This window comes from Citrobacter sp. Cpa228, from assembly GCF_030333085.1.
Taxonomy (GTDB): domain Bacteria; phylum Pseudomonadota; class Gammaproteobacteria; order Enterobacterales; family Enterobacteriaceae; genus Citrobacter; species Citrobacter pasteurii.
In genome coordinates, this window is the sequence record NZ_JAOWGQ010000055.1 from 311,859 (window position 1) to 325,696 (window position 13,838).

General features: G+C 53.3%; 14 protein-coding genes. 6 read left to right on the top strand and 8 right to left on the bottom strand.

Annotated features, from left to right (window positions below; genetic code table 11):
- Positions 1-12 precede the first annotated feature (12 nt).
- The 4 genes from menB to pmrD all read left to right on the top strand — a co-directional run bounded on the left by menB (position 13) and on the right by pmrD (position 3,612).
- Positions 13-870: a 1,4-dihydroxy-2-naphthoyl-CoA synthase gene (menB, locus tag OGX91_RS20045; RefSeq protein WP_149691462.1), complete on the top strand. Its 858-nt coding sequence runs from the start codon at positions 13-15 to the stop codon at positions 868-870.
- A complete protein-coding gene (gene menC, locus OGX91_RS20050) occupies positions 870-1,832 on the top strand; it encodes an o-succinylbenzoate synthase (RefSeq protein ID WP_005129439.1) in 963 nt (320 codons plus the stop codon). Before menB ends, menC begins: the two co-directional genes overlap by 1 nt.
- Positions 1,829-3,253: an o-succinylbenzoate--CoA ligase gene (gene menE, locus OGX91_RS20055; protein WP_155021363.1), complete on the top strand. Its 1,425-nt coding sequence runs from the start codon at positions 1,829-1,831 to the stop codon at positions 3,251-3,253. Before menC ends, menE begins: the two co-directional genes overlap by 4 nt.
- 95 nt (positions 3,254-3,348) lie before the next feature.
- Positions 3,349-3,612 (top strand): signal transduction protein PmrD, encoded by a 264-nt coding sequence (pmrD, locus tag OGX91_RS20060; RefSeq protein ID WP_005129436.1) that lies wholly within the window; start codon positions 3,349-3,351, stop codon positions 3,610-3,612.
- Positions 3,613-3,614: 2 nt separating this feature from the next.
- Here pmrD and arnF read toward each other — a convergent pair whose 3' ends face one another.
- The 8 genes from arnF to nudI form a co-directional block, all read right to left on the bottom strand.
- Positions 3,615-4,001: a 4-amino-4-deoxy-L-arabinose-phosphoundecaprenol flippase subunit ArnF gene (gene arnF, locus OGX91_RS20065; protein WP_286627230.1), complete on the bottom strand. Its 387-nt coding sequence runs from the start codon at positions 3,999-4,001 to the stop codon at positions 3,615-3,617.
- Positions 4,001-4,336 carry a 4-amino-4-deoxy-L-arabinose-phosphoundecaprenol flippase subunit ArnE gene (arnE, locus tag OGX91_RS20070; protein ID WP_040230124.1) on the bottom strand — a complete coding sequence of 112 codons (336 nt, stop codon included), beginning with the start codon at positions 4,334-4,336 and terminating at the stop codon, positions 4,001-4,003. The genes arnF and arnE overlap by 1 nt, the downstream gene beginning before the upstream one ends.
- Entirely contained in the window at positions 4,333-5,991 is a 1,659-nt protein-coding gene (gene arnT / locus OGX91_RS20075; protein WP_040230122.1) for a lipid IV(A) 4-amino-4-deoxy-L-arabinosyltransferase, read from the bottom strand. The genes arnE and arnT overlap by 4 nt, the downstream gene beginning before the upstream one ends.
- On the bottom strand, positions 5,988-6,890 hold the full coding sequence (gene arnD / locus OGX91_RS20080) for a 4-deoxy-4-formamido-L-arabinose-phosphoundecaprenol deformylase (protein WP_040230121.1): 903 nt from the start codon (positions 6,888-6,890) through the stop codon (positions 5,988-5,990). Before arnD ends, arnT begins: the two co-directional genes overlap by 4 nt.
- Positions 6,887-8,869 (bottom strand): bifunctional UDP-4-amino-4-deoxy-L-arabinose formyltransferase/UDP-glucuronic acid oxidase ArnA, encoded by a 1,983-nt coding sequence (arnA, locus tag OGX91_RS20085; RefSeq protein ID WP_286627231.1) that lies wholly within the window; start codon positions 8,867-8,869, stop codon positions 6,887-6,889. The genes arnD and arnA overlap by 4 nt, the downstream gene beginning before the upstream one ends.
- Positions 8,866-9,849 (bottom strand): undecaprenyl-phosphate 4-deoxy-4-formamido-L-arabinose transferase, encoded by a 984-nt coding sequence (arnC, locus tag OGX91_RS20090; RefSeq protein WP_188232045.1) that lies wholly within the window; start codon positions 9,847-9,849, stop codon positions 8,866-8,868. Before arnC ends, arnA begins: the two co-directional genes overlap by 4 nt.
- A gap of 2 nt (positions 9,850-9,851) precedes the next feature.
- A complete protein-coding gene (arnB, locus tag OGX91_RS20095) occupies positions 9,852-10,991 on the bottom strand; it encodes a UDP-4-amino-4-deoxy-L-arabinose aminotransferase (protein ID WP_155021358.1) in 1,140 nt (379 codons plus the stop codon).
- A 284-nt stretch (positions 10,992-11,275) separates the two neighbouring features.
- A complete protein-coding gene (nudI, locus tag OGX91_RS20100; RefSeq protein ID WP_005129417.1) occupies positions 11,276-11,701 on the bottom strand; it encodes a nucleoside triphosphatase NudI in 426 nt (141 codons plus the stop codon).
- A 315-nt stretch (positions 11,702-12,016) separates the two neighbouring features.
- Here nudI and OGX91_RS20105 point away from each other — a divergent pair, with 315 nt between their 5' ends.
- Positions 12,017-12,559 carry a YfaZ family outer membrane protein gene (locus OGX91_RS20105; protein ID WP_286627232.1) on the top strand — a complete coding sequence of 181 codons (543 nt, stop codon included), beginning with the start codon at positions 12,017-12,019 and terminating at the stop codon, positions 12,557-12,559.
- 79 nt (positions 12,560-12,638) lie between these two features.
- Positions 12,639-13,835 carry a nicotinamide mononucleotide deamidase-related protein YfaY gene (locus OGX91_RS20110; protein WP_149691466.1) on the top strand — a complete coding sequence of 399 codons (1,197 nt, stop codon included), beginning with the start codon at positions 12,639-12,641 and terminating at the stop codon, positions 13,833-13,835.
- The last annotated feature ends 3 nt before the right edge of the window (positions 13,836-13,838 follow it).

The window sequence follows — 13,838 nt, forward strand, 5'->3', positions numbered from 1 at the left end:
ATAGGACATTTTATGATCTATCCTGATGAAACAATGCTTTACGCACCAGTAGAATGGCTCGACTGCTCTGAAGGCTACACCGACATTCTCTATGAGAAATCCACCGACGGTATTGCAAAAATCACCATTAATCGTCCGCAGGTACGCAATGCTTTCCGTCCTGTTACCGTCAAAGAGATGATTCAGGCGCTGGCGGATGCACGCTATGACGACAATATCGGCGTGATTATTCTGACCGGTGCGGGCGACAAAGCGTTCTGTGCGGGTGGCGATCAGAAAGTACGTGGCGATTACGGCGGATACCAGGATGACTCCGGCGTGCATCATCTGAACGTTCTGGACTTCCAGCGCCAGATCCGCACATGCCCGAAACCGGTTGTCGCGATGGTGGCAGGGTATTCCATCGGCGGTGGTCATGTGCTGCACATGATGTGCGACCTGACCATTGCGGCTGAAAACGCCATCTTTGGTCAGACTGGCCCGAAAGTCGGTTCCTTCGACGGCGGGTGGGGCGCGTCCTACATGGCGCGTATCGTAGGTCAGAAAAAAGCACGTGAAATCTGGTTCCTGTGCCGTCAATACGATGCAAAACAGGCGCTGGATATGGGCCTGGTCAATACCGTGGTTCCGCTGGTCGATCTGGAAAAAGAAACTGTGCGCTGGTGTCGTGAAATGCTGCAAAACAGCCCGATGGCGCTGCGCTGCCTGAAAGCTGCACTGAATGCCGACTGCGATGGCCAGGCGGGTCTGCAGGAGCTGGCCGGGAACGCGACCATGCTGTTCTACATGACTGAAGAGGGTCAGGAAGGCCGTAATGCCTTTAACCAGAAACGCCAGCCTGACTTCAGCAAATTCAAACGGAATCCGTAATGCGTAGCGCGCAGGTATACCGTTGGCAGATCCCCATGGACGCGGGGGTGATTTTGCGTGACAGGCGGTTAAAAACGCGTGACGGGCTGTACGTTTGTCTTCGTGACGGCGAGCGCGAAGGGTGGGGGGAGATCTCTCCACTACCGGGCTTCAGCCAGGAAACCTGGGAAGAGGCGCAAACTGCGCTGCTGGCCTGGGTTAACGGTTGGCTGCAGGGGGATTCATCCTCACCACAGCTGCCTGCCGTTGCATTTGGTGTTAGCTGTGCGCTGGCCGAGCTTGCGGGTACGTTGCCTGAGGCGGCGGACTATCGTGCTGCGCCGTTGTGTACAGGTGATCCTGACGATCTGGTGCTGCAACTGGCAGACATGCCTGGCGAGAAAGTTGCGAAGGTAAAAGTCGGTCTGTATGAAGCTGTTCGCGACGGTATGGTCGTCAACCTGTTGCTGGAGGCGATCCCGGAACTGCACCTGCGGCTTGATGCCAATCGTGCCTGGACGCCGCTGAAAGCCCAGCAGTTTGCGAAATATGTCAATCCTGAGTATCGCGGGCGCATTGCCTTCCTCGAAGAGCCGTGTAAAACCCGTGATGATTCCCGTGCGTTCTCGCGTGAAACAGGGATTGCCATTGCCTGGGATGAAAGTCTGCGTGAAGCCGATTTCACCTTTATGGCCGAAGAGGGCGTGAAGGCAGTCGTTATCAAGCCTACGCTGACGGGTAGCCTCGACAAGGTGCGTGAGCAGGTTGCAGCCGCACACGCGCTCGGTCTCACCGCCGTGATCAGCTCCTCTATCGAATCGAGCCTGGGCTTAACCCAGTTGGCACGCATTGCTGCCTGGTTGACGCCACAGACTATCCCTGGTCTGGATACGCTCAACCTGATGCAGTGTCAGCAGGTACGCGCGTGGCCTGGCAGTACGTTGCCATGCATTGAGGTCGATGCGCTGGAACGCCTGCTATGATCCAGCAGGAAATGCCCGATAGCGTAAGCATACCAGGCCTGGTGCAATTTGCTGACTGGCCGTGGCGTCACTGGCGACAGGTTCGTGCGGACGCGCCAGCCTTACGCCTCAACGATGAGGTGTTACGCTGGGGCGATCTCTGTGCGCGGGTCGATCGTCTGGCAAGCGGCTTTGCGGCTCAGGGGGTGGAAGAGGGCGATGGCATATTGCTCCGCGCCTGGAATCATCCCCGTCCGCTGCTGGCATGGCTGGCATTGTTGCAGTGCGGAGCACGAATATTACCTGTGAACCCGCAGTTACCACAGTCGTTGCTGGATATGTTAATCCCGGATCTGACGCTGCGTTTTGCGCTGGATCTGGAAGGCGAAAGCCCGCTCCCGGGGTTGGCACCGCTGCGGATGCTGGAACAGTCTGGCGAGCATGCTGCCGTCTGGTTGCCTCAGCGCTTGAGCACAATGACATTAACTTCCGGCTCAACCGGAGTGCCGAAAGCAGCGGTACATACCTGTCAGGCGCATTTGGCGAGTGCGCAGGGGGTGCTGTCACTGATGCCATTTGGCGAAGACGATGACTGGCTGCTCTCGCTACCGTTATTTCACGTTTCCGGCCAGGGGATTATGTGGCGCTGGCTGTTTGCGGGCGCGCGTATGACCGTGCGCGATAAGCAACCGTTAGAGCAAATGCTGACGGGGTGTACCCATGCTTCGCTGGTTCCCACGCAGCTTTGGCGACTGTTGGTCAATAACACACCGGTATCGCTAAAGGCCGTGTTGCTGGGCGGTGCAGCGATTCCTGTTGAATTGACTGAACAAGCGCGTGAGCAGGGTATTCGTTGCTGGTGCGGTTACGGGTTGACGGAATTTGCCTCCACGGTGTGTGCGAAAGAAGCCGATGGTAAGGCGGATGTCGGCTCTGCACTACCAGGCAGAGAAGTCAGGATTGTTGATGATGAAGTCTGGCTTCGTGCCGCCAGCATGGCGCAAGGGTACTGGCGCAACGGACAGCTTTATCCACTGGTTAATGCGCAAGGCTGGTTTGCCACCCGCGATCGCGGCATCGTGCATGATGGCAAGTTAACCCTTGTCGGACGGATGGACAACCTGTTTTTTAGTGGCGGAGAAGGGATCCAACCGGAAGAGGTGGAGCGCGTTATTGTATCGCATCCCCATGTTCTGCAAGCTTTTATTGTTCCAATAGAAGATGAAGAGTTTGGCAGCCGCCCCGTTGCGGTCGTTGAGTATGACGCCAACGCTGGGGACACCAATCTGGCAGAGTGGGTTAAAGACAAGCTAGCTCGCTTTCAACAACCGGTATGCTGGCTGACATTGCCACCCGAACTCAAAGCCGGAGGAATCAAAATCTCTCGTCGTGCGCTGTCGGATTGGGTAAGTGCTTCAGTATTAACATTAGGAAAACATTGATTACATTTCTCACTTTTGCCATTCCCAGGCCATTGCGGTTTTGTTTATCTGCTGAAGTGTAACCTGGTGTGAAAATCAATAGCAAAAGGTGCGCTATGGAATGGCATGTGAAGAAATCTTGCTGTAACCAAAAAGCAGGGAGGCTCTATATTGTACTTTGTGATACCGGTGGTTCGTTGAAAATGCTGGCTGAAGCGCAAGCCAGCGAGCGTGTAAAAGCTGGCGATCTCCTGTCACCGCTAAAAGATGCCCAGTATTGTATTAACCGTGACACATCGCGAGTGATTAAAATCATTGATGCCAGACAGTATCTCTGCGAAGAATGGGAGCGTCTGCGACAACTGTCTGACGATAAATGATCTCAGGGCGTGTGTTGGCGGACAGGTAAGAATATGGTCATTAACCCCGCCATAATACACAGCACACCCACCAGGGCTTTTATTGAAAAGGTTCCTTGCCAGCCCGGTAAAATCATTGATGCGATCCACACCAGCACATAGCTGAGGCTGAGCAAGGCATAGGCTTTGCTCAGCGCGAGCTGATGCAGGGCTTTATGCCAGCACATCACTGACAGTAAATAACCTACCAGCCCGCCATATAAGGTGAGTGCGTTGTTGCTGGTTGAAAAAACGGCGGAAATAAACGCCAGCGGTTGCAGCATGGGCGGCAGATTATCCATCGCGTAGCCCAGACTTAGCTGAGCAACCGACGTAATAATCACGCTACACAGCCCCCAAAAGATGCCCATTACACCGCGCTCCCAAGAATAAATATGCCGGTGATGAGTAGCCCAACCCCCAGCCAGTGACGCGTTGTGACAGGTTCGCGCCAGATTTTCCATGCCGCCAGCGTGACCCATACAAAGTTCAGGCTTAGCATTGGGTAGGCGATACCGACGGGAATATTCTGCAATACTGCCAGCCAGAGCAGCATGGCCAGTCCCAGACAGGCCAGCGCCAGACCAATCCACTGCGCGATATAGCGTGTTCGCGCGTGAGCGGGTACCGGGCGGGTGGCCTGCTTCTGACACAATTGTCCACAGACGCTGAGCAGGCTGGCAAGGACTAAGGTTAGCCAGATCATTTAGGCCTGTACTGAATCAAGACCAGGCGCCCCTGATTGTCGATATAGTCAGCGGGGGGAATGGCAAGCTGATTAATATCCTCATCCTTCGAAATTGACAGCACGAGCGTAATGATCCCTTCCTGACGATGTTGCGCCAACCAGCCGGCAAAGTCATCCCGGCTGACGAAGCGTCCCTGGGCATCCGGATAATTAAGGCCGTATTTTAACTCACCTGTTTGCCCGTACATGTTGATGTCATCGCGTTTCAGGCTCCAGGCCAGGCCAGCAGCAACGCCAACACTGTCGGTGAAAATATAACGGCTCGACTCCAGCGACTCTTTGGTCATCTCGACAAAAAACTGCGGCTGTTTGGATTCCATTACCCGGTCAGGTACTGAGAAGCCGAACAACAGCGCCAGCCCCAGCGGGCAGAGCGCTGCTAATTTCCAGTTTTTTTCACGGTTGTTAAGCGTATACCAGCCAAATAGCGTCCAGGTGATAAAAATACCCCATGAGCAAAACACTTTATACGTTTCGATATGCGACCAGACCGGTGTCTTCAACGGTCCGAGCGTGGACACGATAATCGTGGCGACAATGCCGGACACACCGAACAGCACGTTGATCCAGCCATTTACGCGCAGCGCGGCTGAGCCTTTTTCCGCGGCCTGCAGGCCGAAACGCGCCGTTAATATCGCCAGCGGCGCGAAGCAGGAGAGAATATAGGTCGGTAGTTTTCCTTTGGCGATGCTGAAAAACAGGATTGGCATGACAATCCAGCTTAACAGGTACTGTGCGCTGCGCGGAACATCCCGCTCACGCCAGCCCGTACGCAGCGCGCCGGGGAGCAGCCCGAGCCACGGTAATGCGCCAGCCACGAATACCGGAATGTAGTACCAGATGGGAGCCTTGTGTTGGGCATCATCCTGTGCGAAGCGTTGAATATGTTCAACCCAGAAGAAGTAATGCCAGAAATCCGGTTCACGCTGGGCTATCGCAACTCCCCATGGCAGCACAATTACCACGCAGCCGACCACTGCCAGTAGACCGTAGATAATGAGATCTTTCCAACGCTTTTGCATGAAAACCCACGGCAGTACGCTGAGCACAGGAACGGCAAGCGCCAGAAAACCCTTGGTCATCACGCCCATGCCGCAGGTGAATCCTAACAGCAAAAAGGCGACAACTTTACGTGTTCTGGTGGTGGCCTGCATTCCCTCCCAAAAACAGCACATGCCTGCCATTAGCCACAGCGCGATAATGGGATCAAGTACCGCGTAGGTGCCGATGCTGTAAACCGAGAAAAACGTTAAAAAGATAACTGAAGAGAGAATGGCGGTACGCTTGTCTTGCCATAACCGCATGGCAAGCCGGGCGACCAGGAGTGCTGTCAGTAAGGTGGCAAAAATGGCTCCCGCTCTGACGCCAAAATTATTAGCGCCAAACAACCATTGTCCGATGCTGTTTAACCAGTATCCGGCAATGGGTTTTTCAAAATAACGCAGCCCTAAAAAGTGCGGCACGATCCAGTCGCCAGACGTCAGCATTTCCCGGCTGATTTCAGCATAGCGCGTTTCATCAGGCTGCCAGAGCAGGCGGCTGTTGATGGGGAGAATAAAATACAGCGCAATAAACGCGATACAGGCCAGAGTGTAGCGGGCAGCAGGTTTCATTGTGTCGCACTCACCGGTTGTTGGCAGCCGAGCCATCCCTCTCTGCCGGGTATTTTTCCACGCACGATCTGCCCTGTCGGCAGCGAACTGACATTGTCAGGTAACAGGTCGCCGAGCGGGCAAAATATAATTCCCATGTCGGCAGCGCGAGTCAGCAGCTCGTCAAAATTCTGATGAAAAGCAATGCCTTCCACCTCTGCGTGAATCGTGTAGACCGGGGTGCCTTTGTCCCTCTGAATGCAGGAGAGAATATAGTCGTTGAAGTCCGCTGCCTGCACCTCCTGACCAACTACTTCATCCCATGTCGGTAGCGTGACCGGAATTTGTGGCGTCCCCATTTCTCCAGTTTCAAGTACAGGACGGAATAACGATGTTCCCCTGCAATCGCTGTTATAGCGCAGATGGAATGTTTCTTTCGCATCGACGACGCGTGAGTCGGCACGCCAACCAGCAACGGCAGAGCAGGTAACCGGTTGGCCGATGATTGTTTCGAGCGCATTAATGCCTCGCGAAATATCATCAATCAGCTGTTTATCGTTCCAATTGCCACTTCGTGATTGCCAGGCATGATGATCCCAGGCGTGTAAGCCTGTTTCGTGATACCGGGCAGCTTGCGAAATGATGGCCGCATTGGCCAGGCCAATTTCTTTTCCAGGCCAGGCGGTGCCGGCCAGTAAAATGTCCCACCCGTAGAGTGAGGCTGCGTTTGAGCGCAGCATCTTCCACAAAAATTGCGGCTTCACCAGACGCCAGAGATGGCGTCCCATGTTGTCGGGCCCGACGCTAAAAAAGAAACTTGCCCGAACGTTATGCCGGTTCAATGTCTCCAGCAGGCGGGGCACGCCTTCGCGTGTCCCTCTGAATGTATCGACATCTATGCGCAAGCCCACTTTGGTCATGATGTGTGTTCCGTGATGTCCACACTGCGTAAGAAGAAGTCCAGCGTCTCTTCAACCGTTTCTTGCATCTCGATTGTTGGTTCCCAGTTCAGGCAACGTTTGGCGTTACGAATACTGGGTTTGCGGTGCTCAACGTCCTGGTAGCCTTTGCCATAGTAGCTGCTACTCTCAACGTCGCGGAAACCAGCAAACGGCGGGAAGTGTTGGCGCAATGGATGTTTTTCGAAGCAGGAAAGGAGCATTTCAGCCAGTTCCTGAATACTTGCTTCGTTATCCGGGTTACCGATATTGATGATCTCGCCATCACAGCGCCCGCCTTCGTTTTCAATGATACGGAACAGAGCTTCGATACCGTCACGAATGTCGGTAAAGCAACGCTTCTGCTTGCCGCCTTCAATCAGCTTGATGGGGGAGCCTTCCACCAGATTCAGGATCAGTTGGGTAATGGCGCGTGAGCTGCCGATACGTGCGGCGTTCAGGCTGTCCAGACGCGGTCCCATCCAGTTAAACGGACGGAATAAGGTGAAACGTAGCCCTTCTTTTTCACCGTATGCCCAAATGACGCGATCCAGCAGTTGTTTAGAGACCGAGTAGATCCAGCGCGGTTTATTAACCGGGCCGACGATCAGGTTGGAGCTGTCTTCATCGAAGTCTTTATCGGTACACATACCGTAGACTTCAGATGTTGACGGGAAAATGATGCGTTTACGGTATTTGACACAGTAACGAATAATTTTCAGATTTTCTTCAAAATCGAGTTCGAAGACGCGCAGCGGGTTGCGGGTATATTCGATCGGCGTGGCAATGGCGACCAGTGGCAGCACAACGTCGCATTTTTTCACATGATATTCAATCCATTCGGAGTGAATGCTGATATCACCTTCCACAAAATGGAATCGTGGGTGTTGCAGAAAACGCTCAATCGCATCGCTGCCAATATCAAGCCCGTAGATTTCGTAGTTATCTTCGCGTAGCAGGCGTTCGGTCAGGTGGTTGCCAATGAAACCGTTAACGCCAAGGATCAAAACGCGGGTACGACGTTTGCTGGCGGAAACGGGCTGGCTGTTGAGGCGAGAACCCGCAACCAGACCCAAAACTTGTGCCAGCTGTGAGCCCTGCATAGTAATGCCATCACCCGCTTGCCCGGTAATGATTTCGAGTGCGCCATCGGCACAGGCAATCAGCAAGGGTGATACGGAGATAACCGTTCCCGGCAGAGCCGCAGATGTATTTGCACTCTGGCGCGATGACCAGATGGTGAATTTTTGCGTACCGGCATAGCTAAATGCACCCGGCCATGGATCGGACACGGCGCGAACCATGTTATGCAGTTGTGCGCAGGGATTGTTCCAGTCGAGGAAACTGTCTTCCGGCGTGCGGCGACCAAAACAGGTGGCGTCGGCTTCCTGTTGTGGGTACTCCTGAAAATCACCGGCTTTGATGGCTGGCAGCGCCTGCGCCAGTACCTCGCGGGCAGACTGGCATAATTTATGGTGCAGGGTTAACGCTACGTCATCGGGGGAAATGGTTATGCGCTGTTGGGCGACGATGGCACCGGCATCTGCGCGCTTGACCATGCGATGAAGCGTCACGCCTGTTTCGGTTTCGCCATTGACTAATACCCAGTTCAGCGGTGCACGGCCACGATATTTGGGCAGTAATGAGCCGTGCAGATTAAAGGCACCCGCAGGCGCAAGACGCAGGATCTCATCGCTGAGTAAATGGCGATAGTAGAATGAGAAGATCATATCGGGGGCGAGCTGCCCGATCCGCTCGATCCACAGCGGATGATTGACCTCGTCCGGAGCGTACACCGGAATACCTGCGCTGGCAGCGAGGCGGGAAACTGAGCCAAAAAGCGCTTTTTCACCTGGGTTATCAGCGTGCGTAAAAATAGCAGCGATGTCATAACCCGCATCCAACAGGGCCTGGACTCCCTGACAACCCATATCGTGATAAGCAAATACGACGGCTTTCATGCGCGGTTTTCCTCAGTTGACTGCGTGGTTTGTGGACGGATAACGTGTTGAACAAAATAGCGAGGGCGTGCGCGGACATCGTTATAGATGCGACCGATATATTCGCCGAGTAATCCCATGCCAATGAATTGCGCGCCGATAAAGGTAAACAGCACGGCAAACAGCATAAACACACCTTCTGCAGCCCACTGCGGGCCGAGCGTCAGGCGAAGAACAACAAGCAGGACCGACAGGGTAAACCCTGTGGCGGCAATGATGCTGCCCAGCAGGCTCAACATACGCAATGGCGTGGTGGTCAGGCAGGTTACCAGGTCATACATCAGGTTTATCAGACGCATGAAACTGTACTTAGAGTCGCCAAATTCACGCTCGGCATGGTGTACCGGGATTTCCGTGGCGCGGCGGGCAAAGATGTTAGCCAGGATCGGAATAAAGGTGCTGCGCTCCTGGCAATGCAACATGGCATCGACGATGTGACGGCGATAAGCGCGGAGCATGCAGCCATAATCGCCCATGGCTTTACCGGTCGTGCGCTGAATCAGATGGTTGATCATCCGTGAGGCGGTCTTACGAAAGCGGCTGTCCTGGCGGTTCTGACGCACCGTACCGACGACATCGAAGCCTTCTTTTGCCGTGGCAACCAGCCGCGTGATCTCCTCTGGTGGGTTTTGTAAATCAGCATCCAACGTGATGATCAGGTCGCCAGTGACGTGGCTGAAACCGGCCATAATCGCCGAGTGTTGCCCATAGTTTCGATTCAACAGAATAGAGACAATATGGCTGTTCGGTGCCTGGGAGGCGTCCATCATCAGTTGAGCCGAATTGTCACTGCTACCGTCATCAATGAGCAGGATTTCATATTCAGTATCCAGTTTTTCGCAGGCGGCGCTGGTGCGCCTGATTAATTCTGGCAGGCTTTCCTGTTCGTTAAAAACGGGAATGACCACCGAGACTTTACTAATCGGTGAGGCTTCAAACATGCTTATTGTCCTGCAATCTGGCGAAGTGCCGTAATGACGCGTTGTGTGTCATCGTCGGTCATGTCGGGAAATAGCGGCAGTGAACAAATGCGTGCGCTATTCCATTCGGTATTAGGCAGAGAAAGATCGGTGAAACGTTCGCGATAATATTTCTGCGTGTGGGCCGCGCGAAAATGCAGGCCTGTGCCAATATTTCTGGCCTTTAGTGCTTCCATCAGAGCATCTCTGCTTAGCCCACAGCGGGCTTCATCCACGCGAATGATGAACAAATGCCAGGCGTGCACATACGACCACTGAGGCAGGGCGAGCGGTTGAAACGGCGTATCGGCCAGCGCCTGTTGATACTGCTGCGCAATTCGCGCACGGCGTGCGTTCAGGCGATCCAGTTTGTTCAACTGCACCAGAGCGATGGCGGCGTTGATGTCAGTCAGGTTGTACTTGTATCCCGGTGCGAGAACTTCAGCTTGCGGCGCGCGACCATAGGTTTGACGGTCATACGCATCTACACCCAGGCCGTGAAATTTCAGGCTGCGAAGCCGTTGAGCGAGTTGGCTGTCGTCAGTAACAATCAGTCCACCCTCGGCACAGGTCACATTCTTGATAGCGTGAAAGGAAAAGATTGCGGTACCACGAGCACCGACATGACGACCCTTGTATAACGTTCCGACGGCGTGCGCTGCGTCTTCAATGACAGGGATTCCATAGCGTTCACCGATGGCGTAAATGGCATCAAGATCGGCTGGGGCGCCAGCGTAATGTACGGGAATAATGGCCTTGGTGCGTGGCGTGATAGCGGCTTCAATTTGCTCCGGTGTGACCATCAGCGTATCGCGGTCAATATCGATCATCACGGGTGTTGCGCCCAGCAGGACAATCATATTGAGGGTAGAAACCCACGTCATTGACGGCGTAATGACCTCATCGCCTGCACCTATGTTCAGCGCCATTAGCGTGATGTGCATACCTGCAGTGGCGGAACAGACGGCGACGGCGTGTTGATTTCCCGTCAGCTGGCAGAAGGCTTCTTCCAACTGTTGATTTTTCGGGCCAGTGGTTATCCATCCAGAGTCCAGCACCGCTTTCACCGCGGCAAGCTCTGCAGCACCCATTGCCGGGCGAGAGAAAGGCAAAAAGTCAGACATCATTATTCCTTCAAGCCATTTAACGCTACCGAAGTTTTATTTTTAGGACTAAACAGGGGCGTCGTTAATTATTTCATCAGGTTATAAAGGTTAATGGCCGAAGGTTAATTTATCCTTAAGAGTTTAAGGTTTGGGGTATAAAGATAAAAACAGGGAGAAGTGATTTATTTGTTTGAATATAAAGTGTTTTTAGCCGTTATGGCGGCATTGGTCTCTGTTGCTGAATGTTGAGAACAATACCGCTAATGTGAACATTGTTTATATTACGTTTAAATTCGTGGGATTTACAGTAACCCTTTCAAGGTCAACGTGTTACGCGTGGCGATATTTAAGTCGTAGGTGCCAAGATCTTCCGCTTTAACCCATGCGAAGTCCTGAAACTCTTCGTTAATGTTCACTTCACGATTAGTTGCCACACAATCGAAGATGAGATAAATCATATAAATCTCTTCCTGACTGCCATCGGCATAGGTTTTGGTGCGAATATCATCGCTGAAGGTCCACGGAGTAATTTCTGATAATACCAGTTGTTCACCCAGCTCTTCCCTCACTTCCCGACGCAAAGCCTCTTCGATGCGCTCACCCGGCTCAACACCCCCGCCAGATAGCGCCCACTGACCGGGAAACACGCCGCGGTCGTCAGCCATTTTACACAGTAAATAGCAGCCATCGTTTTGAATTAATGGGCAAACAATTGTTCTTTGGCGCATAGGTCAAGTCCTTCCAGGGGAGATTGAGAATTCCATCATCCACCTATCTTACCTTTTGCAGGTTGAAGAAAAAACGCTTCATCGACGATTAAGCCCGTGTGGCTGGGGAAAAATTGATAGTTGTTGAAAATGGCATTCAGAGACGCTCAGCGATAGATTTCATACAAAAATTTAACCTTATCTAAATTTTCTGAGTAGTATTTAGTTACAATATGGTATTGCATCGCTTTTTTAGCTCATTGATTCCTCGCCATCTGGCAGTACAATCCCTCGGTTTTGGGGATATGTTTTGATTCTTGCTGGAAAGGATAGAAAATGAAAAAAAGTTTACTGTTGGGTTTTGCCGGAATGCTGTTTGTTTCTGCGTCGGCGAGCGCAATTAGCATTAGCGGCCAGGCGGGCGAAGATTACACCAACCTTGGCTTCAGTATGGGCACTGAAACCACGGGTCTTGCCCTTAGCGGCAACTGGATGCATAACGATGACGACGGCGATGCGGCTGGTCTGGGGCTGGGTCTGAATATTCCACTCGGTCCACTGCTGGCAACGGTTGGTGGTAAAGGCATTTATACTAACCCGAATGATGCCGATGAGGGTTACGCTGCGGCGGTCGGTGGCGGTTTGCAGTGGCCGATTGGCGACAGCATCCGTCTGTTTGGTGAATACTACTACTCCCCGGATTCACTCTCCAGCGGGATCGACAGCTATGAAGAGGCGAATGCCGGTGCGCGCCTGACCATTATGCGTCCGCTGAGCATCGAAGCCGGTTATCGTTACCTGAATCTGGCGGGCAAAGACGGCAACCGCGATAACGCGATTGCGGATGGCCCGTACGTTGGGGTTAACGCGAGTTTCTGATTTTTCCGGCGCGGCCTTCAGTCGCGCCTTCCCCCCTCCATGCGTTATAGTGTTTTCATCATAAAAGCAGGAGAACACGATGTTAAACGTGGAGATGCTATCCACCGGGGATGAAGTGTTGCACGGACAAATCGTCGACACCAATGCCGCCTGGCTGGCAGATTTTTTCTTTAATCAGGGATTACCGTTAACACGCCGCAATACGGTTGGCGACAATCTGAACGATTTGGTCGCTATTCTGCGTGAGCGTAGCGAACATGCTGATGTACTGATCGTCAATGGCGGCTTAGGGCCGACCAGCGATGATTTGAGCGCACTGGCGGCGGCAACGGCAAAAGGTGAAGGGCTGGTACTGCATGAAGCGTGGCTGGCCGAAATGGCGCGTTTTTTCCGTGAGCGGGGACGCGTCATGGCACCGAGCAATCGCAAACAGGCTGAGCTTCCGGCCAGCGCGGAGTTTATTAATAATCCGGTCGGAACTGCCTGCGGGTTCGCCGTAAAGCTTAATCGCTGCCTGATGTTCTTTACGCCGGGTGTGCCGTCAGAATTTAAAGTCATGGTTGAACATGAGATCCTGCCGCGCCTGCGCGAACGTTTTTCTCTCTCTCAACCCCCGCTATGCCTGCGCTTAACGACTTTTGGTCGTTCTGAAAGCGATCTGGCGCAGAGCCTGGACTCTTTGGTTTTACCGCCCGGGGTGACAATGGGGTATCGCTCGTCGATGCCGATTATCGAGCTGAAGTTAACCGGGCCCGATTCCCAACGTGAAGCGATGCTGGCGCTATGGCCAGAGGTGAAACGTGTTGCCGGCCAGAATATGATTTTTGAAGGTACCGAAGGGTTACCTGTGCAAATTGCCCGTAAGCTCCAGGAGCGCCAGTACAGTCTGACGCTGAGCGAGCAATTTACCGGAGGCTTAATTGCTCTGCAGCTGTCTCGCGCCAGTGCCCCGTTGTTAGCGAGCGAGGTAGTGCCATCTCAGGAAGAAACGCTGGCGCAAACGGCTCACTGGATAACCGAGCGACGCGGCAACCATTATGCCGAACTGGCGCTGGCGGTATCGGGTTTCGAAAACGAACATATTAACTTCGCACTGGCAACACCTGACGGCACGCATGCCTTGCGGGTGCGACTCAATGCAAATCGCTATAGTTTGGCTGTTCGTCAGGAAGTTTGCGCAATGATGGCGCTTAATATGCTGCGGCGTTGGCTAAATGGTCAGGATATCGCCGGGGAACACGGCTGGATAGACGTGGTAGAATCCCTGACGGTTTGATTA

Coding starts and splice junctions, on each gene's coding strand:
- menB (WP_149691462.1), top strand. CDS start 13: ATGATCTATCCTGATGAAACAATGCTTTACGCACCAGTAGAATGGCTC.
- menC (WP_005129439.1), top strand. CDS start 870: ATGCGTAGCGCGCAGGTATACCGTTGGCAGATCCCCATGGACGCGGGG.
- menE (WP_155021363.1), top strand. CDS start 1,829: ATGATCCAGCAGGAAATGCCCGATAGCGTAAGCATACCAGGCCTGGTG.
- pmrD (WP_005129436.1), top strand. CDS start 3,349: ATGGAATGGCATGTGAAGAAATCTTGCTGTAACCAAAAAGCAGGGAGG.
- arnF (WP_286627230.1), bottom strand. CDS start 4,001: ATGGGCATCTTTTGGGGGCTGTGTAGCGTGATTATTACGTCGGTTGCT.
- arnE (WP_040230124.1), bottom strand. CDS start 4,336: ATGATCTGGCTAACCTTAGTCCTTGCCAGCCTGCTCAGCGTCTGTGGA.
- arnT (WP_040230122.1), bottom strand. CDS start 5,991: ATGAAACCTGCTGCCCGCTACACTCTGGCCTGTATCGCGTTTATTGCG.
- arnD (WP_040230121.1), bottom strand. CDS start 6,890: ATGACCAAAGTGGGCTTGCGCATAGATGTCGATACATTCAGAGGGACA.
- arnA (WP_286627231.1), bottom strand. CDS start 8,869: ATGAAAGCCGTCGTATTTGCTTATCACGATATGGGTTGTCAGGGAGTC.
- arnC (WP_188232045.1), bottom strand. CDS start 9,849: ATGTTTGAAGCCTCACCGATTAGTAAAGTCTCGGTGGTCATTCCCGTT.
- arnB (WP_155021358.1), bottom strand. CDS start 10,991: ATGTCTGACTTTTTGCCTTTCTCTCGCCCGGCAATGGGTGCTGCAGAG.
- nudI (WP_005129417.1), bottom strand. CDS start 11,701: ATGCGCCAAAGAACAATTGTTTGCCCATTAATTCAAAACGATGGCTGC.
- OGX91_RS20105 (WP_286627232.1), top strand. CDS start 12,017: ATGAAAAAAAGTTTACTGTTGGGTTTTGCCGGAATGCTGTTTGTTTCT.
- OGX91_RS20110 (WP_149691466.1), top strand. CDS start 12,639: ATGTTAAACGTGGAGATGCTATCCACCGGGGATGAAGTGTTGCACGGA.